Source organism: Hoylesella marshii DSM 16973 = JCM 13450, assembly GCF_000146675.1.
GTDB lineage: Bacteria > Bacteroidota > Bacteroidia > Bacteroidales > Bacteroidaceae > Prevotella > Prevotella marshii.
Map to the genome: position 1 here is coordinate 2038375 of NZ_GL397214.1, position 21990 is coordinate 2060364.

The 21990-nt window shown below is 46.9% G+C and carries 16 protein-coding genes; 14 read left to right on the top strand and 2 right to left on the bottom strand.

Features of this window, described 5'->3' with window-relative positions:
- The first annotated feature begins 2 nt into the window (after nucleotides 1-2).
- The 3 genes from HMPREF0658_RS08415 to HMPREF0658_RS08425 all read left to right on the top strand — a co-directional run bounded on the left by HMPREF0658_RS08415 (nucleotide 3) and on the right by HMPREF0658_RS08425 (nucleotide 5211).
- Nucleotides 3-1118: an efflux RND transporter periplasmic adaptor subunit gene (locus tag HMPREF0658_RS08415; RefSeq protein ID WP_040557863.1), complete on the top strand. Its 1116-nt coding sequence runs from the start codon at nucleotides 3-5 to the stop codon at nucleotides 1116-1118.
- A 15-nt stretch (nucleotides 1119-1133) separates the two neighbouring features.
- Nucleotides 1134-3587, top strand: coding sequence for a prolyl oligopeptidase family serine peptidase (locus HMPREF0658_RS08420; protein ID WP_006950158.1), 2454 nt, complete (start codon nucleotides 1134-1136; stop codon nucleotides 3585-3587).
- A 226-nt stretch (nucleotides 3588-3813) separates the two neighbouring features.
- The gene (locus HMPREF0658_RS08425; protein ID WP_006950160.1) at nucleotides 3814-5211 is read left to right on the top strand and encodes an alanine/glycine:cation symporter family protein; all 1398 of its coding nucleotides are present in this window, start codon (nucleotides 3814-3816) and stop codon (nucleotides 5209-5211) included.
- A 260-nt stretch (nucleotides 5212-5471) separates the two neighbouring features.
- Here HMPREF0658_RS08425 and HMPREF0658_RS08430 read toward each other — a convergent pair whose 3' ends face one another.
- Complete coding sequence (locus HMPREF0658_RS08430; RefSeq protein WP_006950162.1) at nucleotides 5472-6776, bottom strand: histidine-type phosphatase; 1305 nt, start codon at nucleotides 6774-6776, stop codon at nucleotides 5472-5474.
- Between the two features lie 280 nt (nucleotides 6777-7056).
- On the opposite strand from HMPREF0658_RS08430, the gene rpmH reads away from it, so the two are divergent.
- The 8 genes from rpmH to HMPREF0658_RS08470 all read left to right on the top strand — a co-directional run bounded on the left by rpmH (nucleotide 7057) and on the right by HMPREF0658_RS08470 (nucleotide 17319).
- Nucleotides 7057-7212 carry a 50S ribosomal protein L34 gene (rpmH, locus tag HMPREF0658_RS11120; protein ID WP_024990877.1) on the top strand — a complete coding sequence of 52 codons (156 nt, stop codon included), beginning with the start codon at nucleotides 7057-7059 and terminating at the stop codon, nucleotides 7210-7212.
- Between the two features lie 305 nt (nucleotides 7213-7517).
- The gene (locus tag HMPREF0658_RS08440) at nucleotides 7518-8204 is read left to right on the top strand and encodes a PASTA domain-containing protein (protein WP_024990878.1); all 687 of its coding nucleotides are present in this window, start codon (nucleotides 7518-7520) and stop codon (nucleotides 8202-8204) included.
- A gap of 6 nt (nucleotides 8205-8210) precedes the next feature.
- Nucleotides 8211-9284, top strand: coding sequence for an RluA family pseudouridine synthase (locus HMPREF0658_RS08445; protein WP_006950165.1), 1074 nt, complete (start codon nucleotides 8211-8213; stop codon nucleotides 9282-9284).
- A gap of 3 nt (nucleotides 9285-9287) precedes the next feature.
- A complete protein-coding gene (locus tag HMPREF0658_RS08450) occupies nucleotides 9288-10289 on the top strand; it encodes a D-alanine--D-alanine ligase (protein ID WP_006950166.1) in 1002 nt (333 codons plus the stop codon).
- Between the two features lie 97 nt (nucleotides 10290-10386).
- Nucleotides 10387-11538, top strand: coding sequence for a 1-acyl-sn-glycerol-3-phosphate acyltransferase (locus tag HMPREF0658_RS08455; protein WP_006950167.1), 1152 nt, complete (start codon nucleotides 10387-10389; stop codon nucleotides 11536-11538).
- A 30-nt stretch (nucleotides 11539-11568) separates the two neighbouring features.
- A complete protein-coding gene (locus HMPREF0658_RS08460) occupies nucleotides 11569-12231 on the top strand; it encodes a NigD1/NigD2 family lipoprotein (protein ID WP_006950169.1) in 663 nt (220 codons plus the stop codon).
- Nucleotides 12232-12486: 255 nt separating this feature from the next.
- Nucleotides 12487-15363, top strand: a complete 2877-nt coding sequence (locus HMPREF0658_RS08465; protein WP_006950171.1) for a DEAD/DEAH box helicase family protein — start codon at nucleotides 12487-12489, stop codon at nucleotides 15361-15363.
- Nucleotides 15364-15372: 9 nt separating this feature from the next.
- Nucleotides 15373-17319, top strand: coding sequence for a DNA methyltransferase (locus HMPREF0658_RS08470; protein ID WP_006950174.1), 1947 nt, complete (start codon nucleotides 15373-15375; stop codon nucleotides 17317-17319).
- A 360-nt stretch (nucleotides 17320-17679) separates the two neighbouring features.
- On the opposite strand, the gene HMPREF0658_RS08475 is transcribed toward HMPREF0658_RS08470, so the two are convergent.
- Nucleotides 17680-18840 (bottom strand): sensor histidine kinase, encoded by a 1161-nt coding sequence (locus HMPREF0658_RS08475; RefSeq protein WP_006950177.1) that lies wholly within the window; start codon nucleotides 18838-18840, stop codon nucleotides 17680-17682.
- A gap of 229 nt (nucleotides 18841-19069) precedes the next feature.
- Between HMPREF0658_RS08475 and HMPREF0658_RS08485 the strand changes: the two genes are divergently transcribed.
- The 3 genes from HMPREF0658_RS08485 (at nucleotide 19070) to HMPREF0658_RS08490 (ending at nucleotide 21971) form a co-directional block, all read left to right on the top strand.
- On the top strand, nucleotides 19070-20494 hold the full coding sequence (locus HMPREF0658_RS08485; RefSeq protein ID WP_006950181.1) for a CCA tRNA nucleotidyltransferase: 1425 nt from the start codon (nucleotides 19070-19072) through the stop codon (nucleotides 20492-20494).
- Between the two features lie 19 nt (nucleotides 20495-20513).
- A complete protein-coding gene (locus HMPREF0658_RS11920) occupies nucleotides 20514-20636 on the top strand; it encodes a hypothetical protein (RefSeq protein WP_262502310.1) in 123 nt (40 codons plus the stop codon).
- A gap of 141 nt (nucleotides 20637-20777) precedes the next feature.
- Nucleotides 20778-21971, top strand: coding sequence for an efflux RND transporter periplasmic adaptor subunit (locus HMPREF0658_RS08490; RefSeq protein WP_006950186.1), 1194 nt, complete (start codon nucleotides 20778-20780; stop codon nucleotides 21969-21971).
- The last annotated feature ends 19 nt before the right edge of the window (nucleotides 21972-21990 follow it).

The window sequence follows — 21990 nt, forward strand, 5'->3', positions numbered from 1 at the left end:
ATATGAAGCGCTATTTGAAGTTTATAGTGGCAGGAATTATTGCCTTTCTCTTTATCGGCATGTTCGTGTTTCTTTATCAGAAGTCACAGCCGCAACCAGTGATTTACGAGGAATTTGTGCCTAAAATCGGCGACATCAGCAAGACAACAGTGATTACAGGCAAAATAGAACCTCGCAACGAAGTGAATGTGAAGCCGCAGGTTTCAGGCATTATCACCGACATTTACAAAGAGGCCGGCCAATATGTGCAGCAAGGTGAGGTCATTGCAAAGGTGAAAGTAATACCCGATATGGCGCAGTTGAGTGCAGCCGAGGCCAGAGTTCGTCTGGCGGAAATCAATCTCAAACAGGCTAAAAAGGAACATGAAAGGGAGAAAGCGCTGTTCGACAAAGGGCTGGTAAGTGCCGATGAATATGAAAAAATACGGCAGACATATCGCCAAACGCTTGAAGAACACTCTGCCGCAAAAGACAATTTGCAGGTTGTCCGCGATGGAGTTTCGTCGAGCAATGCCAGCGCCAGCTCGACGTTAGTTCGTTCCACTATCTCCGGAATCATATTGGATATACCCGTGAAGGTGGGCAATTCGGTGATTTTAAGCAACACTTTCAACGACGGAACCACGATTGCGAGTGTGGCCAACATGAACGATCTCATATTCAGAGGTAATATTGATGAGACTGAAGTGGGGCAGTTGGTGCCCGGCATGCAGATGAAGATTACCATCGGAGCTTTGCAAAATCTGCATTTCGACGCAGCTTTGGAATATATATCTCCTAAAGCCGTAGAGAGCAACGGTGCCAACCAATTTGAAATAAAGGCAGCTGTAAAAGTGCTGAAAGGCAGCAACATCAGGTCGGGATATAGTGCCACTGCTCAAATTGTCTTAGCCAGCGCCCGACAGGTGCTGACCGTTCCCGAGAGCGCCATTGAGTTCAGTGGTAACGATACCTATGTATATATTATAAAAGGTACGGGCGAAAAGAAGACGTTTGACCGTCGGAAAGTGATTACAGGCTTAAGTGATGGCTTGAAAATACAGATAAAGAGGGGTCTGACGGCTAAGGACAGAGTGCGTGGTCCTAAAGTAGTGAAAGAAACCAACGACAGCAATTAATACTATACAACAACTATGAAAGCAATGAAAATCTTACTGTTGGCAACAGCATGGGCACTTGTTTCGCCTATCGCCGCTGCCGACCTGCCGGTGCGTAACTATCGTTATGCCGGTCCGTTTGTGGTGAAAACACCCGTGATGATTGACAGTCTGAACCTTGAAGGGAAACGTTTCGACCCCGAAATGCTGCTCAATGCCACGCTCGACCTTTCTCTTGCCAACAACGGGAAGACCGTTTCTGCCCCTTTGGCACCCGCCTGTGATGCGCCGTTCGCCCTGCATTTGTTGCAGTTCGACGTACAGAACACCGTCTATAGAAAGGTAGGTATCAGCGTGAAAGGCATGAAGCATTACACGCTTTACGTAGATGGAAAGGAAAGCAATGGCAGCGACGTGGCTTTACTGCCTATGACCCATTGCATTACTATCAAATATCTCTCGCAACGCGGGCAGACCGATTCGCTCGATGTAAAGCTCTCCGGAGCCGATGATGCCTTAACGTTGGTCAGCGGGAAAGAGCGCCTTTATACGCTTCTCGACGTGCTCAACGGGAAACAGTACTCCGCTACATCCATCTCGCCAACAGGCCGTTATCTTACCACTTGCTACTACGACCGCGATAAAAGCGGAACAGCCAACTATCTATGGCGTATCACCGACCTGCGAACGGGCAACATCGTAAAGGAAAGCGACCAATCTCTTTCGTGGATGCCCCATAGCGACCGCTACTACACAATGCAGCGAACAGACGATGGGCGACAGCTCACTGTGACCGATATTGTCAGCGGTAAGGAGACTGTTCTTGCCAAAAATATACCTGAAGGCACGGTAACGCTCTCGCCGAACGCCGACTATCTGGTTATCTCCACAATGGAAGAAGGAGCAAAAGAAGACCCGGATATCTATCAAATTGTGGAACCCGACGACCGGCAACCCGGCTGGAGAAACCGTAGCAAGCTGTCTCTCTTCGATGTAAAGACCGGCCTGCTCCAACCGCTTACTTACGGTCATCACAACGTTTGGTTACAAGACATCTCCGAAGATGGCAGATACTTGCTGCTCATGACATCCCACAGCCGCCTCACGAAGCGACCGACCACCCTTTCGTCGCTGCTCCGTCTCGATGTGAAAACACTGCAAGCCGATACATTGGTGGCAGATGACGGCTTTTTGAGTCAGGCCTTTTTCTCGCCCGACGGCAAGCAAATCGGCATTGTAGGCTCACCCGAGGCATTCAACGGGATAGGTAAGAACGTGCCGGAAGGTATGACTCCCAGCAATTACGACCATCAGTTATTCACCCTCGATGTGGCCACCCGACGCGTGAAAGCACTCACCAAATATTTCAATCCCAGCGTCAGTTCCTGTTCATGGAGCAATGCCGACGGGCAGATATACTTCACTGCGATGGATAGAGACTATGTTCATTTGTTCCGTGCGAACCCTTCTACGGGCAAGATTGTGCAGATTCCTACGGCCGAAGAGTTCGTTTCGGGCTTCCATCTCTCATCCCGTTCGCCCATGGCAGCGTGGTTCGGCGAGAGTGTCTCTAACTCCGACCGCCTTTATTTGCTGAATATGAAGACGCAGAAGAGCAGTCTTATCGAAGACCTCAGCAAGCAACGGCTCGAAGGAGTGACATTGGGAACGTGTCGCCCGTATGACTTTGTGACCTCCAGAGGTGACACCATTTCCGCCCGTTACTATCTTCCGCCCCATTTCGATGCGAAGAAGAAGTATCCCATGATTGTCTATTATTATGGCGGTTGCTGGCCTACGAGCCGTGCATTCAAGAACGGTTATCCCGCCAACGTTTACACCGCACAGGATTATGTGATGCTGATTATCAATCCAAGTGGTGCCGCCGGCTTCGGGCAGGCATTCTCTGCACGTCATGTCAACACCGCCGGACGGGGCGTTGCCGAAGATATCATAGACGTGACGAAAGGCTTTTTGCGCGAACATGCTTACGTAGACAGCAAGAAAGTGGGCTGTATCGGGGCATCGTATGGCGGCTTTATGACGCAATACCTACAGACACAGACCGACATTTTCGCAGCAGCTATCTCTCACGCAGGTATCAGCGACCACGCCAGCTATTGGGGAGAAGGTTATTGGGGCTATTCTTACAGTGAGACATCCATGGCCAACAGTTATCCGTGGACAGACAAAGAACTCTTTGTCAACCAAAGTCCGTTGTTCAATGTAGACAAGATTCATACGCCGATACTTTTCCTTCACGGCAATGCAGACACAAATGTACCCATCGGCGAGAGCATCCAGATGTTCAATGCCTTGAAGCTCTTGGGACGCGAAACGGCCTTTGTGGTGGTGGATAAAGAAAACCATATCATCAGCGATTACCACAAACGAATCAAATGGCAGAATACTATCTTCGCTTGGTTTGCCAAATATCTGAAGGGTGATAACACGTGGTGGGATGCCCTCTACCCGTCTAAAACACTTTAATACGAAAGCTCCCGACGGCTTGTTGCACCGTGTGGAGCCCCCCTTGTCTTACCCTCGGTCATATAGAGGGTGAGACATGGTTTTCAGAAAGCTAAGCTATCAGGCTGTTGAAGCATAGCTTTGAGCGTGCAGGAGCTATGCTTTTACGCCGTCAAAGCATAGCTCTTTCATACAACCCGCTATACGGGTGATTCTCAACAACTTATCAACGAAAAAATAATACTGTATGTTAGAAAAGCTATTGGCACAAACCAACGATGTGCTTTGGTCGTATGTATTGGTCACGTTGCTGGTGTGTTGCGCCGTTTACTTTACGTTCCGAACCCGTTTTGTGCAGTTTCGCATGTTGCGGGAGATGGTTCGTTTGTTAGGCGATGCTGTGCCTTCTACCGGTAAGGCGAAAACGCATCACGTGTCATCGTTTCAAGCTTTCATGGTCTCTCTTGCTTCCCGTGTGGGTACGGGCAATCTTGCAGGTGTGGCAACGGCCATTACCGTAGGCGGCCCGGGTGCTGTTTTCTGGATGTGGGTGATAGCCCTAATGGGTTCGGCCACCGCTTTTGTAGAGTCAACTCTTGCCCAATTGTATAAGCGAAAGGCAAAAGACTCGTTCATCGGAGGCCCTGCTTACTATATGCTCCACGGGCTCGGGCAGCGTTGGATGGGTGTGCTCTTTGCCGTACTCATCAGTATCACGTTCGGCATGGCTTACAATTCGGTGCAGAGCAACACCATTACAGCGGCATGGATGAAAGCTTTCGATGTGGATGCACTGTGGATGGGGATTGTGCTTACTGCCTCTACATTGGCTATTATCTTTGGAGGCATCCACCGGATAGCGAAAATCAGCGAGGCTATCGTGCCCATCATGGCGCTCACTTACATTTTTTTGGCACTCGTGATGATAGTGATGAACATTACAAAAGTACCCGATGTATTGTTCGCCATTGTGGAAGATGCTTTCGGTTGGCATCAGGCCGTGGGCGGAGGATTGGGCGCCACCGTGATGCAAGGAATCAAACGAGGCCTTTTCAGCAATGAAGCGGGAGAGGGTTCGGCACCCAATGTGGCTGCCACGGCTTACGTAACCCACCCTGTAAAGCAAGGACTGATACAGGCCTTGGGCGTATTTACCGATACGTTGCTTATCTGTTCGTGTACCGCTTTCATTATTCTTGTGAGCGGCGTGCATACCCGTGGCAACTTCGATGGCATACAACTCACGCAAGAGGCCTTGTCTACGCAGATAGGCGGGCTGGGCAACGTGTTTATCGCCATTATGATTCTGATGTTTGCTTTCAGTAGTATCATCGGCAATTACTATTACGGCGAGGCCAACATACGTTTCATTACGCAGCGTCGTTGGGTGCTGGATGCTTATCGAGTGGTGGTCGGCGTGATGGTGATGTGGGGTGCGATGATGTCTTTAGACTTAGCTTGGAGCTTGGCTGACCTGATGATGGCGCTCATCACATTTTGCAATCTCGTGGCCATTGTCTTGCTGTTCAGGCAGGTGTCGTTCCTCTTGAAAGACTATAGGGCACAGAAACGGGCAGGCATGAAAGACCCTACATTCTCGAAAGAACAGATGCCCGACATCAAAGACCGATTGGATGCTTGGTAAGACCGACGGGCGATGATGCCTGCATCGGTTTGTGATGAATGAAAAAAGAGCTTTCTCCGTTGTGGGGAAAGCTCTTCTGTTTATCCTAAACCGCTCATGAGAGGCTATGCAGATTTTGTTGGATTGTCGTTCAGAGGGTTTGCCGTCTTGTCGAAAGTGTAGCGGACTACGTCGGGAAAGGGCGGTAGGCAAGATGTCGACAAGCGAATAAAAGATGGCAGGAAGCCATGTCATCTATATAAAAATGGTCAATAAGCGGTCTAATGAACGATTGGGGATGATGGCTCGTAGTCGTTGAGTTTCTTCAAGAAGAAGTCTTTGAAATCCTTCCAATGATAATAAGGAGCGATGTCGGTTTTCAGTGGCAGCGAGGCTTCATCTTCGTTGAGAAGCACTTTAAAGATAACATCTTTGTCGGCTAAGCTGCGCCGATAAAACACGAACTGAATGTTGCAGGCCATTGGAAATATCTCGTAGTTGCGCCAACCGCTTTTATCCAACTGTTCGAGGTCTTCTATTTGTTGACCGAAACCGTTGAGGTCGAGCAGGCAGGTCAGCGGCATTACCATCGTGTCATGTCCATAACGGAGGGTTGCCCCCGGATGTTCAAGCGCCATGCAGCTATCGGCCTCGTGGATGATGCGACGCAACAGACGACGTTGGGAGTAAGGCTGCTTGGCACCGTTGAGTGGCGATGCGCCATAGTTGATATACCACCACGCGTTGCGAGGCAACCAGTTTTCGTAGATTTCCTCGTCGGTGAAGAGGTCGTAGAGCGACAATTGGTGGCGTAACTCTGTGCTCTGCACGTTGGAAGCCATCTTAAAGAGGGCGTAGTTCATGTATCTGCCGTAGCCTTTCTTTGCCCAATAAGTGTCGTCATTAAAGATTTCACGCATGACGCGCTCGTGTTTGTCGTGGCGATCGTAGAACGTATCGAAGGCCTTTCGTGCCTTTTCGGGCATACGTTGCTTAAACAGCAAGGTGTCGTTGAAGTTCATGTAATACATGTCATGCATGCTTGCATCGTGGGAAATGCGGAGATGAGGGTTGAGCCGGCTAAGTTCTTGCAGGGCGTTCTCCATGGAGAGGATGCACCGTATCACAATGGTGCTCTTGGCATCTACGTGTACGTTGCCCTGAAAGATTTGCGGGAATCGCTTAAACATACGTCGGGCAATCTCTTGATGCTGCTGTGCACCGCGTAAAGTAAGCTCTCCGTCGCGGCTGAGTGCTTCTTCCCGAATCATCCGTACTTTGCGAAGCACCTCTTTCCCCTTAGCAGTGAGCTTGCCGAGGCTGTCGGCTTTCAGCAACTCGAAGTAAGGTTTGTCGTAGTCTGCGGTACCGATAAGGTAACGGGAGCCATGCCTTCCGTAGTGGCTGAGATAGAAAGGTTGATATCCGGCAGGAGCTTTTGTGAGCATGGCCTTGTGGGGTCCCGGATATGCCACATAGTTGCTGCCTGAGAGTGTGCGGTCTCGTTTGAAGTCTTCTTTGGCTTTCTGTGCGTAGAAAGCCATCGGTAAGAGCATGAACAAGAGTAAGAAAATCGGTCTTTTCATTCTGTTTGAGGTTATGTGAATATAGCTGCAAAGGTAGTGGAAATATAGGGAATGACAAAATAAAGACAGGAGGAATCGCGAAGGGACACGGCGGAGAAATGTCGATGACAGCATTTTAAGCCCAATTGGTCATCAGACTGCTCATGACCGATTGTAGCTTGAAGGAAAAAATGGCTTAAAAGGAACTAAAAGCGAGATAATCTTTGGTGATATAAAAAGAAATGACTAATTTTGCACCCCAAACCATTTGAATGAATAACAAATAAAATAGATAAGTAAAATGAAAAGAACATTTCAGCCTCACAACAGAAGAAGAGTGAACAAACACGGCTTCCGCGAGAGAATGGCCACAAAGAACGGACGTCGCGTATTGGCATCTCGTCGTGCACGAGGACGTAAGAAACTCACCGTTTCCGACGAGCGCCACGGGAAATAAAAGGTGCGTCCGGCGCGTTTGAAACACAGAAACATGAGGCAGCAGGGATACGTCCTTGGCTGCTTTTGTTTTTATACGGAGGGGCAATGACTTGCCGATGATGGAAAATAAACAGGCATTTATTTGCTCATTTTTTTGTTTTATCGTATCTTTGTGGAAAGTAACCGACGCGTAGAAAGCGGTCTCACTGACCGATGTTCCACGCTTTCGGGTAGGCATCTCGGTAGCAGCAAAATGGTCGTGTGCCGGTATCTGTCGTGAAAGAGTTGCGCAAATACTCCCAAGACACTCAAAAACAGACAGGCATGAAGTCTTCGGAATTTGTGGGAAAGTTTAAGAGCAAATACCTTTGGGGCAACATCCTTGCCATGATAGGCGTAGTGTTGTTGTTAGGAGTGGGTGCGAAATATGGTCTTGACCTATATACGCATCATGGAGAAGCCATAGCCGTTCCCGCTCTGAGGAGTAAATCGTTTGCCGACGCAAAGAAGATATTGGAGACCATGGGCTTGGAGATTGTGGTGTCGGATACGGGCTACGTGAAGACATTACCACCCGACTGCATCCTCGAACAGTCGCCTATAGCCGGCCAGAAAGTAAAGTCGGGGCACATCATCTATGTGACAGTGAACGCATTGAACTCGCCAACGCTGACCTTACCCGACTTGATTGACAACAGTTCTCTTCGCGAAGCGCAGGCGAAACTCACAGCTATGGGCTTCAGATTAGGGAACCCCCAATACGTGGCCGGCGAGAAAGATTGGGTCTACGGCATTATTTGCAAGGGCAAACATCTTAATGCCGGCGACCGCGTTTCTGTGGAAGATTTGCTTGTGATACAAGTGGGGAACGGGGTAAGAGACGATGCCGATTCGGTAGATATCGTTGATCCGATATTTGAAGACAATCATGGGACGGAACAACCGGACAATAGCGATGTGGACGAATTTGAGGTCGTGACAGGACCGGAGACACCGGGCAAGAAAGGATGAGCGAGGATGAAGGCGGAAGAAAACATCTTTGAGACGGTGGAAGACTTGGAAGACGACGGGCAACAGGCGTTGTACGAACACTTCAGAACAGTCGTAGACAGCGGTCAGATGCCCGTGCGTATTGACAAGTATCTCTTCGAGAAGATGCAGCACTCCAGCAGGAATCGCATCCAAAATGCGGCAGATGCCGGTTTTATCCATGTGAATGGCAAGCCGGTAAAGAGCAACTATAAGGTTCGCCCCTCGGATGTGGTCACATTGATGCTCGACCGTCCGCAGCACGACACTACGATAGAACCCGAAGAAATGCCGCTGGAGGTGGTATATGAAGATAATGATCTAATGGTCATCAACAAGCCGGCGGGTCTCGTTGTTCATCCGGGAGCAGGCAACTTTCATGGTACGTTGGTGAATGCGCTGGCTTGGTATCTGAAAGACCTTGACACCTATGACCCTAATGACCCTGAAGTGGGATTGGTGCATCGCATCGATAAAGACACGAGCGGTCTGCTGTTGATAGCCAAAACACCGGAGGCAAAGTCGAAATTAGGCGTACAGTTTCTCAATAAGACCACCCATCGCAGCTATGTAGCTTTGGTATGGGGCAACTTTACCGATGAGGAAGGCCGGATAGAAGGCAACATCGCTCGCGACCCCAAAGACCGATTACGCATGACGGTCTTGCCGTCTGACTCGGAAATGGGTAAACCCGCAGTGACGCATTATAAGGTGTTGGAACGTTTCGGCTATACGACATGGATAGAATGTGTGCTGGAAACGGGCAGAACCCATCAGATACGGGCACATATGAAGTATATAGGGCATCCATTGTTTGGTGATGAGCGTTACGGCGGAACAGAGATACTGAGAGGTAATCGCAGCTCCACCTACAAGGCATTTGTACAGAATGGATTGAAAATATGTCCGCGTCAAGCCCTCCATGCACAGACGTTAGGATTTATACATCCCACCACCGGCCGACAAATGGACTTCACTTCACCTCTCCCTGAAGACCTGTCTGCACTTTTGAAACGTTGGCGGGGATTCATCAAAGGCAACGAACATAAAACAACTATATAGCACATGAAAAGTATAAAGAGAACCATTGCCATCGTTTGCGGTGGCGATTCATCCGAACACGACGTATCATTACGTTCGGCGCAAGGGCTGTATTCTTTCTTCGACAAAGAGCGTTACAATGTATATATCGTAGACATCAAAGGCCAAGACTGGCGAGTAAATCTGCCGAACGGTGACGTTGCGCCCATTGATAGAAACGACTTCTCTTTCATGGAGAACGGCAAGTTTATGCTGTTTGACTATGCTTATATCACCATACACGGTACCCCGGGGGAGAACGGGCTTCTGCAAGGCTACTTTGAACTGCTGCATATCCCTTATTCCACGAGTGGCGTTTTGGTAGAAGCGCTTACATTCAACAAGTTTGTATTGAATCAATATCTGCGCGGTTACGGTGTCAGTGTAGCTGAAAGTATATTGGTTCGCCGGGGCTTTGAAGACCAGATAGACGAAAAGACGATAGAAGAGAAGATAGGCTTGCCTTTCTTTGTGAAGCCCGCAGCAGACGGGAGTAGCTTTGGTGTCTCTAAGGTAAAGAACATAGACCAACTGGCTCCCGCGTTGCGTAATGCGTTTATGGAGAGCGATGAAGTGATGATTGAGTCGTATCTGAAAGGCACGGAGATTTCCATCGGATGCTACAAGACGCGTGAAAAGTCTGTTGTACTACCCGCTACGGAAGTGGTAACGAGCAACGAGTTCTTCGATTACGATGCAAAATACAACGGGCAGGTGCAGGAAATCACTCCGGCACGTCTGTCGGAAGAGACTGCCGAACGGGTGAAACAAATCACCCATGCCATCTACGACATACTCCATTGCAATGGAATCATCCGTATTGATTATATCATCACAAAGAACGAAGATGGTACGGAGAAAATCAATATGTTAGAAGTGAACACCACACCGGGCATGACCGCTACCAGCTTTATACCGCAGCAGATACGTGCTGCCGGACTTAATATAACCGAGGTTCTGACAGAAATCGTAGAGAACCAATTCTAAACGATATGAGGGAAATGAGGAAACGAAACGGGCTATCCATTGGCCAAGCAGTTCGTTTGCTCGTTTCCCTCTTTACTTTACCCATCACATCCATGTCATGAAAATACCAGCAGTATTCGATACCATCCGCCCCTTTGAGCCAGAGGAACTGCCCGACGTGTTCCGTCGCCTCCTGAACGATGTGCAGTTCCGTCAAGTTCTCGCCTACGTCTTCCCCGACATCCCTTTCGAGGTGTTGCAAGCCAAGATGCTGCAATGTAAGAGCAGCCTCGATTTCCAAAAGGCTTTCTGCTACGGCTTCCTTGAACATCTGTTGGGTAAGACGGCGAAGAGCTGCGATATGGATACCAAGGCCATTGATACGCAGAAACGATATACCTTTGTGAGCAATCATCGCGACATTGTGCTTGATTCCGCCTTGCTCGATAAACTCTTGCTCGATGCCGGCTTCACCACCACCTGCGAGATAGCCATCGGCGACAACCTGCTTTCCCTGCCGTGGGTGAAAGACCTCGTGAGGGTCAATAAATCTTTTATCGTGGAGCGGAACTTACCTATGCGACAGATGCTGCTCGCCAGCAAGAGGCTGTCGGACTACATGCACTTTGCTATCGACAGCAAAAACGAAAATATATGGATAGCCCAGCGTGAAGGACGTGCCAAGGATTCCGATGACCGCACCCAGCCCGCCGTACTTAAAATGCTCGCTATGGGTGGCGAAGGTTCTCTCATCCAGCGTCTTTCAGCCCTGCATATCGTGCCGCTCACCATCTCTTATGAATACGACCCCTGCGATTTCCTGAAGGCTAAAGAGTTTCAACAGAAACGAGACGATGCCCTCTTCCGCAAGTCGCCCGCCGACGACATCGTGAGCATGCAGACCGGTATCACGGGCTACAAAGGCCACATCCACTATCATTGTGCGCCTTGTATAGACGATTTCCTGCACACACTCGGCCCTGATATACCCAAGACGGAACTCTTCGATACCATCGCCGCCTACATCGACCGACAGATACACCGGCATTACCGCTTGTATCCTATCAACTACATAGCTGCCGATCGCCTGGCAAACACCGACCGACATGCCGACCGATACACGTCTGACGACATCCGACAGTTCGATGAATACATCGCGCAACGCCTCGCTCTCATCGACCTACCCCATCGAGACGACGACTTTCTGCGCAACCGTCTGCTTACCATGTATGCCAACCCCGTCATCAACCACCATCGTGTCGTAGACTGACGGCCGTTTTATACTCATTCCCCTTCTGCCATGCGTCAATTCATTTCTATAACAACCCTGTGTCTCCTGTTCGTTGCCTGCGAGTTCAACGACTATAAGTCGGGCGACAATGCGTTGTCTTATCTGCGTGCCGACTTTGCAGAAGCCCATACATCGGCCGTCGGGCGTATAGACCATGCTGTGAATGATGCCGGCGAACACATACGTCTGTCGCCGCCGTTGGTCTGCAATTGGGCATCAAAGGCCGACACTCTCTACCGCACACTGCTCTATTATCAGCGAACGGACGATGCAGCCTACAAACCCCTTGCTGCCGTTCGTGTGGCTGTGCTGGCCTTGCAACCTGCCTCCACACTGCCCCATGTGCCCACCGACCCTGTGACACTCGAAAGCCTTTGGTTGAGCAAAAATCGTAAATACATCAACTTAAGTATATTGTTGAAGACCGGAAAGGGCGATGTGCCCGATGCCCGTCAGCAGTTAGGCATGGTGATAGATGGCACAGAGACCGACGCCGAGGGCAAACGTCATGACCATCTGCGCCTGTTGCACGCCCAGAACAACGTACCCGAGTATTATTCCCATCGTGTTTATATCAGCCTGCCTGCTGGTCGCTACCATGCGGGCGACCGAGTCACACTCACTGTCAATACCTATCAAGGTACGATACAACGCACCGTCTCTTTCCCGTAAAGATAAAGTTTTTTAGCGTAAGTCGGCATTCGTGCCCCGTACAGATGGCGTTTGTACGTAGAAAGGTCGGCAACCTTTCTTGGCAAACATCATCTTTTCAAACTGACGAATAATCGGAAAGCGAATCTCTTTTCCCTCTCATTCAGCTCTGCTAACACAATGATATTTACTATCTTTGCAAACGGTTAATACTAAAATGAGTAACAATTATCAGAAGACAAGCACTAAGAATAAAAAATAAATAGTGAAATAATAATGTTCTACAACATCATACAACGAAAGAGGGACAAATGGTTAAGCCGTGTAGACTGCTCTGTCAAATCTTTGCTTTCATATATTGAAAGTAAAGGCATGATGCGCGATGCTCAGATTGATGCAATTAAGACTTATCTATTCTTGAAAATAAAATGTGACAACAAGCCTTTATGGAGACTTTTCACAGAGGGTGATTTCTTATCTCTCAATCTTGATAATATGAGTCTTACAGCTAAGGGAAGGCATATTCTTGAAACTGATAAAGCAGCAGCTTCTCTTTATGAATATGCTTGTCAGCCTGATGAGCAAGGGAATGTTTCTGCACCAACATTAAAGAAATATATTGAAGAGAATCCTGATACAATCGATTATGTATCAGTCTTTAAGAAGTTTTTTTATGATGTAGCTTATCCTGACTATATTTTTAGTTTGCCAATGGGAGCCGGTAAGACATATTTGATGGCTGCGTTTATCTATCTTGACTTGTATTTTTCCCTGAATGAACCCGACAATCCTGCCTTTGCGCATAACTTTATGATATTGGCTCCATCTGGTCTGAAGTCTTCGATTCTTCCCAGCATTAAGAATATACAAGACTTTGACCCTACATGGATACTACCAGAACCTGTCGCTTCACAAATTAAGAATGAGATTCAGTTTGAAATACTTGATGCACAGAAGACCGCACAAAAAAGTAATCTTGTTAAAAATCCAAATGCACAAAAGATAAATAGTCATTTAACGTCAGACTATGTTCGTGGTTTGGTTGCTGTAACCAATGCCGAAAAGGTTATTCTTGATAAATATGATAAAAACAATGAACTATCTTTTCTAAGTAAAAAGGAGTTAAAGGAACTTGAAATATCGAACGAGCTTCGCTCCATTGTTGGAAAGATCCCTCATCTTTCTGTTTTCATTGATGAGGTGCATCATGCTTCAGACAGCGATATAAAACTCCGACAGGTTGTGAACGGGTGGACAGAGACAGAGACCTTTAACTCTGTATTAGGCTTCTCGGGCACACCTTATCTCGCCTCTGCCGAGTCGGTGGATGTGGATTCAAACCTGTCATTGCAAAACAAGAACCTTGCTAATGTTGTCTATTATTATCCATTGATAGAAGGTGTGGGTAACTTCTTAAAACAGCCAACGATAAAGGTCTCTACTGGAGGATATGATACGATTGTTCGTAAAGGAATAACCGAATTTCTTGATACTTATGGCAATTTCGTATATGCTAATGGTACTTGTGCTAAGTTGGCTGTCTATTGCGGGCGTATAGAGAATTTGGAAGAGGAGATCTACCCAATTGCAGCAGAGCTCGTCGGCAAATATGGGTTAATACCAACTGATACAATTCTTAAATATCACGGAGGAAATAAACAATACTCCGTCCCAGAGAGTGCAGCTACCGAATTTGCTTCATTAGATACCAAGCTATCAAAGATAAAGATTATTCTATTAGCACAGATAGGAAAAGAGGGTTGGGATTGTAAGAGCCTAGCTAGTATTATTTTGCCCCAGAAAGGAGCATGCCCACAAAATATGGTATTACAGACCTCTTGCCGTTGTTTGCGACAAGTGGAAAAGAAGGCTAAAGAAACTGCCCTTATTTGGCTTAATGAAGATAATGCCAAGACACTTAACAAGGAATTGGACAAGCAGCAGCATACATCTATTGAGGAACTTAACAGAGGGGGGAGTGCCAAACTTCACACTTTGCAACGTTTTTCTCGTATGGAAAAACTGCGTGTACCGCCTATTGATTTCTTTCAACTGAAGGTATCTTACCCGACATTAGTTTTAGAAGAGGAACTAAACACACCGAAAGAACTGCAAAGGGACGATATTCTTTCTACCAGTGATTTACAACTCATCAGCCAACAGAACTTAAAAGGAGAAATAGAAAGCAAAACAGTAGAACAGTTGCAAGATGATGAGCATGATATACCAATTACATTTAATAGTTGGCTGCATCTTATCTGTAAAGAAAGTTTTGGCACGTTATTCATGGCACAGCTTAAAAAATATGCCACCGCTCTGCAAACTATCTTTGATACTATAACAGAGACACGTAATGGTATATACTTTCTTAAAGGAGAGTACAACCAAATGGCTGTCCGCTCCAACGTGCGCAAAGCCTTTATTCCTCATCGTTCTATTGATGTGAAGGAGGAAGTGATACCAGAGACTGCTGAACTTCTTCAGATTAAAAACTTCCATTCAACAATAGAAGTTGCCAATACTTCTAAATACTTTCCTGATCAAGAGCAAGTATTAAAGATTGTTGATGCAGATAAAGGAAAGAAACAACTAAAGGCAGAAATACAAACAACCATTGATACGCTTAAAACATTAGGCAGGCAAGAGCAAACTATACAAGACTTATTAGATAATCCCGATAGTTACGAGCCAATGGATAGCAACATCAATGACAAGACTTATCACTATCTTCCTTATAAGTTTGACAGTGGTTTCGAAGTTAAATATTTCTCTAAGACACTTCAAACCATCATACGTAATAAGCAACTCGAGTTTTATTTCAATGGCGATGACAGCCTTACCGAATTCAAAATACGTTGCTATAGGAAGCATGGTAAGAACTGGAGCCCACTTGGCAATTACACGCCCGACTTCTTAGTGATTAGCAGAGATGAACAGGACACAATCAAACAAATACTTATCATTGAGACTAAAGGCGAAGGCTTTGCTGCCAAGTTTGCCGAACGCAGGCAGTTTATGAAAGAAGAGTTTGTGAAACTTAATAACGAGCGTTTTGGTTACAATCGATTCAGTTTCTTGTATATCGAAGATACAATGACACCAACTGAACAAGATGAGAAGACTATCAACGCTATCAATCAATTTTTCAAATAAAGACAAATTATGGCAATCAAATATATTTCTTACGATCCCAATGTCCTCGAAGGACAAGCAATACTCAACAACTTTGTGCACACGCAGCGCATTCTCCGCTATCGTGATAACGGTAAGGTTTTTGAACGTATTCAGCGTGGTATGCCACTCTACGAAGTAGAAAGTCAAGAAGTGGTGGGCAAGAATCCTAATCATAATCTTGTGCTTCGTGGCGAATGTCTTTCTGCCTGTGCTTATCTTAAAGAAAAGGGAATGAAAGTAGACCTTGTTTATATCGACCCACCTTTTGCAAGTGGTGCCGATTATGCCAAGAAGGTTTATATTCGTCGCAATCCAAAAGTGGCAGAGGCTATTAAGCAAGCCGAGACAGAGATTGATAATGAAGACCTCCGCAACTTCGAAGAAAAAATGTATGGCGATGTGTGGGATAAGGAACGCTATCTGAATTGGATGTATGAGAATCTCGTTGCAATCAAAGCTGTTATGAGCGATACCGCATCTATCTATGTGCATTTGGATTGGCACATAGGACATTATGTAAAAATTCTTATGGACGAGATATTTGGAGAGGATAAGTTTAGGAATGAGATTGTGTGGCATTACCCTGGTGGGATTAAAGCTATACCAACCTATTTCCCACGAAAGCATGATACCATTTATGTTTATTCAAAAGGAGATATTGTAACCTACAATGTTCAACGTAAGAGTATACAAGAAAATTCTTTATACAATAGATGGATTAAATATAGTGAAGATGGAGAAGCAATAACCTATAGGAACTTTCCCCGCAAAGACAAAGTGAAATTTGAAATGTATGTAAATCGTTTTATCTCTCAAAATGGGCGGAAGCCTCAAGAAAATGATGAGCTTTATAGATTTGAAGGAGCTATGATTGATGACGTTTGGAGCGATTGTCCAGCTGTTTTTAGATCATCAGAAGATATAAACTACTCCACCCAAAAACCCGAAGCCCTATTAGAACGTATTATCAAAGCCAGCAGTAATGAGGGTATGCTTGTGGCAGACTTCTTTGGTGGTAGTGGCGTTACGGCAGCTGTCGCAAATAGATTAGGGCGCAAGTTTATTCATTGCGATATTGGTATTAACAGCATTGAGACTACACGCGACCGATTGCGTAAGGCTGGGGCAGAGTTTGAAGTGATGGAGATAAAAGATGGCGTTTCGCTCTATCGCAACCCTGTGCAGACAATGGACAAGCTAAAGAGCTTAATACCTGGACTTCGCAATGAAGATGCACTCGATAAGTTCTGGGAAGGAAGTATTTATGATACGAAAGAGGGTATGTTGCCTGTTTATCTTCCAAACTTAATGGATAGTAGTACTCGCTTGTTAGACACAGCACTGATGAATCGCATTCTGAAAGAAGCAATGCCCGACCTGCCTGACGAAACTAAAAAAGTAGTTGTTTATTATATAGATATCACAGATATAAAAGAAATAAAGCAATTCATTAAAGAGCAGAACAACACGCTGATAGAGGTTGAACTGAGAGACTTAAAGAACGTGCTCGACAACGTTGTTGTAGAAGACGATGCCGAGTTTGATGTGAAGAAAGTCCAACCAAAAGGTGAGGCTTTCAAAGTGTGGCAAGTAAGCATCAATCGTTTCTTTAGCGACCGTGTGAATAAGAAGATAGAAGAGTTCAATCTTAAAGGACAGCAACAAGCGTTGAATGGTGGTAAAGAATTTAACCCTATCACGTTGAGTGAAGAAGGACTTGAAACAATCGAGTTCATCAGCCTTGATAGTACTTCTGCCGATGCTTCTTCTCCTTGGCACAGCGACTCCGAAATTCTCATTGACCGCCTTGGTTATGTACGTAAGAATGGTATTGATACCAAAACCTTTTGGGATGGTACAATTACTTCAGACAACAAACCTCTCCGCCTCAAGATAAGAAATATCTGTGGGGATGAGACGGTGTATAAAATTTAAAATAATTTACTGGACAATAACAATAGTTCTTCAGTCTATTCATATGCGAGTTCGGGATAAGGCAATCGGACTATAAGCCCCGACGGGGCGTAAGACCTTAGGCAGGGCGTGGCGCTCGTAAGAGCGCAACCCCTGATAAGCATGTGCGGAAAGATGAACTCCGTAGGGTTGACGGAGGGTGGAGAGTTGGTGTTCTGTCACCCTTTGCTTCCTCTCCGTTTCAGCGAACTTCGTTTCAGGGCTTGGATAGCGGGACTCCAGGACATAGGGGCTGCGCTACCGCTTACCCCTGTCTAAGGTCTGTCGCCCCTTTGGGGTTATTATAAGAATCTTTTATCCCGAACTCGCATAAAAGGGAGATTATTTGCGCAGTTCGATGCGGAATGTCGTGCCGTGTCCGGGGGCGGAACTCTTCACGAAAATACGCCCTCGGTGATATTCCTCCACGATGCGGCGTGCCAGTGACAACCCCAATCCCCAGCCGCGGGGTTTCGTGGTAAACCCGGGACGGAATACATTGCGAAGGTCTTTCTTCCGAATGCCTCGGCCGGTATCTTCCACCTCCACCACCACGCGGTGCGCCTGTTCTTCGGCCATAAGCGTCAATCGCCCTGCGCCATTCATGGCATCAACGGCATTCTTGCATAAGTTTTCTACGACCCACTCAAACAACGACGCATTGAGCGGTACGATGATTTCCGAGGTATGAAAGTGGCACGTCACGGTGATACCCGCGGGCATCCGTCGCTCCATGTAGTCGGCTGCGTTGCGCAAGAGGCCATTTAAGTCGGTCGGCACCGGCTCGGGAATCGACCCTATCTTGGAAAATCGGTCAGCCACCAACTGCAGCCGTCTCACGTCGTGCTCCATCTCTCCGATGAGCGTATCGTCGGGGTAATTCTCTTTCAATATCTCCGTCCATGCCATCAGGCTCGATATCGGCGTGCCAAGTTGGTGCGCAGTCTCTTTCGACAGCCCCACCCATACCCGATTTTGTTCCGCACGTTTCGAGGCAAGTAACGCAAAGAGCGCCACACCAAGGAACGGTAATACCACGGCAAGTTGCACGTAAGGGTAGAGCGCCAAGCGGCGGAGCATGAGCGAATCGTCATAACAAACGTCGATGAACGCATGGTCTGAGCCGTCGATGTGCAGGCGTATGTATCGCCCTTCGTCGCGCAGCCGTCGGCCACGTTCGGATAGCATACTGTTTTTTGTACGTCGGTTGTTGCCGTCGGCCTCAATGTTGCGGTAGGTGAGTACCGAGCCGTGGTTGTCGAGCACGATAACGGGTATCGTGTGGTTGCTGTTCAATACCTTTAAGACTAAGCTCAAATCGGTAGTCTCGTCGGCTTTATTCAGTGCATTCATCGCCTCCGCCCACACCTCCATCTTGCTGCGCTCCTCACGCTCCATATCGCGAATCAGGTAGTGTGACACCACCAGCGACCCCGCAGCAATAACCACTGCCACTGCCAATAGCCCTATCTTTATGCGTCTGATTCTATCTGTCCATTGCATGCTTATGCAACGCAAAATATCCTGTTATATTGTCCTCCCGCTTCTCCGAGGCTTCCCTTTCAAAGGCATCGCCCCAAAAAGGCAACCTCTGCTTGGTGTTTACAACAAAATAGAGTGCTGTAGGCGCGTAAGGCATCAGCTCGGCGCACAACACTGAGCCTTTTCCAAGAATCGTTCGCATTTTACCCGAGTTTTCCTTACCTTTGCAACACGAAATGAAAGTATAATAATGAAGATATTCTCCAACCCAGAACTAACAACCCTCCTCGACCAAAACATTTTTCATCGGATTTCGGAAGCGGCAGACGACTTACAGTTAGAATGCTACGTTGTGGGTGGCTACGTGCGCGATTTGTTTCTCGAACGTCCCTCCAATGATATTGATGTCGTGGTGGTGGGTAGCGGCATTAAGGTGGCCGACAGGTTGAAACAACTGTTGGGGCGCAAGGCACATCTATCGGTATTCAAACGTTTCGGCACAGCACAAGTAAAATATCGCGACATAGAGATTGAGTTTGTGGGAGCGCGTCGGGAGAGTTACAGCCATGATTCGCGGAAGCCCATTGTGGAAGATGGAACTTTAGAAGACGACCAATGCCGTCGGGATTTCACTATCAATGCTTTGGCCGTGTGCCTGAACCGAGAGCGTTTCGGTCAACTCATAGACCCCTTCGACGGCATTGCCGATATGGAAGACGGCATCATCCGCACGCCACTCGACCCCGATGTGACATTCTCCGACGACCCCCTGCGCATGATGCGTTGCGTAAGATTTGCTACACAACTCCATTTCTTCATAGAAGATGAAACCTTTGAGGCACTTGTGCGCAATACCGACCGATTGAAGATAGTGAGCGGTGAACGTATTGTCGACGAACTTCATAAAATCATGATGACACGCACGCCGAGCAAAGGCTTCGTAGACCTCCACCGCACCGGTCTGCTTCCCCTCATCATGCCCGAGCTCTGCGCCATGGATATGGTGGAAACCCGCAATGGAAAAGCACACAAAAACAACTTTTACCATTCGCTCGAGGTGCTCGACAACATCTGCAAAACTACCGACAACCTCTGGCTTCGATGGGCTGCACTGCTACACGATATAGGTAAACCCAAGAGCAAACGGTGGGACAATACGTCAGGATGGACTTTCCACAACCACAACTACATAGGTGCGAAAATGCTGCCTCAAATATTTAAGAGGATGAAGTTGCCGATGGATGCAAAAATGAAGTATGTGCAAAAGATGGTAGACTTGCACATGCGCCCCATCGTGATAGCCGACGACATCGTGACAGATAGTGCTGTGAGACGACTTGTAAACGATGCCGGCGATGATATAGACGACCTCATGACCCTTTGCGAAGCCGATATTACCAGTAAGAATGCCATACGCAAGCAGCGGTTTTTAGAGAATTTCCGTATTGTGAGAGAGAAGATTGCCGACTTGAAAGAGAAAGATTATAAACGACTGTTGCAACCCGTGATAGACGGCAACGAGATTATGGAAATGTTTCATCTCAGACCATCTCGCGAAGTCGGCATATTGAAAAAGGCACTGAAGGAGGCCGTACTCGACAACACGGTGCCCAACGAACGCGAACCACTGATGCAATTGCTTCTGACAAAAGCAAAAGCGATGGGGTTGGCATAGGCCGGATAATGGGGCTTTTATGGCAAGTCAAACGCATATTGCAGTGAAAGAAGCACATTGGGATGCTACCGTGGCAAGCTGTGTATTTAAAATAATTATTGTTAAAAAGATATTTACAGAAGTACCATTTGCAGGATTATAGCGTATCTTTGCAACCTAAAACTAATGCAACTTTGCTAAGTTTTCTTTATGAATATCTGAGTGAGGGCGTTATCTATGGCACTTCGGCATTAAGGATATAAACGAGTATATATTAAGAAATAAATACATTAACTATATAGGTATGAAAAGAAATCATTTTCTATTGATTGCGGCAACGGCTGCCATGGTGCTGGTCGGCTGCAACAACTCTAAACTCAACATGACGAACAATGAGTATCCTACCATGACAGTAGGTACACAAAACACGGATTTGCAAACAACCTATCCGGCTACAATCAAGGGTGTGCAAGACGTGGAAATACGTCCGAAAGTATCAGGATTTATCACAAAACTCAATGTTCATGAAGGGCAGTACGTGAAAGCAGGGCAAGTGCTCTTCGTGATTGATAACGTTACCTATCAGGCTGCTGTACGTCAGGCACGCGCTGCAGTCAATTCGGCAAAGTCACAATTGAACACAGCCAAACTTACCTATGATAACAGTCAGAAACTATATGCTAAGAACGTGATAGGTTCTTACGAGCTGGAAAGCGCAAAAAACACCTATCAAACAGCGCAGGCAGCCGTAGCACAGGCACAGGCCAACTATTTGTCGGCTAAACAGAATTTAGACTTTTGCTATGTCGTCAGCCCAGCCAACGGCTATATAGGTAGTTTGCCTTATAAGGTGGGAGCACTTGTGAGTAGCGCCATTGCCACTCCGTTGACCACCGTTTCAAACACGAGTTCTATGGAAATCTATTTCTCAATGACGGAGAAAGACATCCTTGCACTGACAAAAGCCGACGGCGGCATTGGTACGGCAATAGAGAAATATCCGCCCGTTAAACTGCAATTGGCAGATGGAACGATATATCCACACGAGGGAAAGGTGACGAAAGCAAGTGGCGTTATTGATGCCACCACAGGTTCGGTGTCGATGATTGCACGTTTCCCCAACCCCGAACACTTGCTGAAAAGCGGTGCATCAGGCACCATTATCGTACCCCGCATCAACAACCATGCGATTGTGATTCCACAGAATGCCACCACAGAGGTACAGAACAAGATATTCGTTTATGTAGTGGGTGGCAACAACAAGGTAAAATATACCGAAATCACCGTGGATGAACAAAACGATGGAAAGAACTACGTGGTGACGGGGGGACTGAAAGTAGGCGATAAAATCGTGACCAAGGGACTGACCACGCTGAATGATGACATGGAAATTAAGCCTATTACTGAGGCACAGTACGAGGAAAATATCAAAAAAGCGGCCAAACTTGCCGAGAAACAAGGTACAAGTAAAGGCTTTATTGATGCCATGAAGAAATAATCCCATCATTATAGAAATT

Coding starts and splice junctions, on each gene's coding strand:
- HMPREF0658_RS08415 (WP_040557863.1), top strand. CDS start 3: ATGAAGCGCTATTTGAAGTTTATAGTGGCAGGAATTATTGCCTTTCTC.
- HMPREF0658_RS08420 (WP_006950158.1), top strand. CDS start 1,134: ATGAAAGCAATGAAAATCTTACTGTTGGCAACAGCATGGGCACTTGTT.
- HMPREF0658_RS08425 (WP_006950160.1), top strand. CDS start 3,814: ATGTTAGAAAAGCTATTGGCACAAACCAACGATGTGCTTTGGTCGTAT.
- HMPREF0658_RS08430 (WP_006950162.1), bottom strand. CDS start 6,776: ATGAAAAGACCGATTTTCTTACTCTTGTTCATGCTCTTACCGATGGCT.
- rpmH (WP_024990877.1), top strand. CDS start 7,057: ATGAAAAGAACATTTCAGCCTCACAACAGAAGAAGAGTGAACAAACAC.
- HMPREF0658_RS08440 (WP_024990878.1), top strand. CDS start 7,518: ATGAAGTCTTCGGAATTTGTGGGAAAGTTTAAGAGCAAATACCTTTGG.
- HMPREF0658_RS08445 (WP_006950165.1), top strand. CDS start 8,211: ATGAAGGCGGAAGAAAACATCTTTGAGACGGTGGAAGACTTGGAAGAC.
- HMPREF0658_RS08450 (WP_006950166.1), top strand. CDS start 9,288: ATGAAAAGTATAAAGAGAACCATTGCCATCGTTTGCGGTGGCGATTCA.
- HMPREF0658_RS08455 (WP_006950167.1), top strand. CDS start 10,387: ATGAAAATACCAGCAGTATTCGATACCATCCGCCCCTTTGAGCCAGAG.
- HMPREF0658_RS08460 (WP_006950169.1), top strand. CDS start 11,569: ATGCGTCAATTCATTTCTATAACAACCCTGTGTCTCCTGTTCGTTGCC.
- HMPREF0658_RS08465 (WP_006950171.1), top strand. CDS start 12,487: ATGTTCTACAACATCATACAACGAAAGAGGGACAAATGGTTAAGCCGT.
- HMPREF0658_RS08470 (WP_006950174.1), top strand. CDS start 15,373: ATGGCAATCAAATATATTTCTTACGATCCCAATGTCCTCGAAGGACAA.
- HMPREF0658_RS08475 (WP_006950177.1), bottom strand. CDS start 18,840: ATGCAATGGACAGATAGAATCAGACGCATAAAGATAGGGCTATTGGCA.
- HMPREF0658_RS08485 (WP_006950181.1), top strand. CDS start 19,070: ATGAAGATATTCTCCAACCCAGAACTAACAACCCTCCTCGACCAAAAC.
- HMPREF0658_RS11920 (WP_262502310.1), top strand. CDS start 20,514: ATGGCAAGTCAAACGCATATTGCAGTGAAAGAAGCACATTGGGATGCT.
- HMPREF0658_RS08490 (WP_006950186.1), top strand. CDS start 20,778: ATGAAAAGAAATCATTTTCTATTGATTGCGGCAACGGCTGCCATGGTG.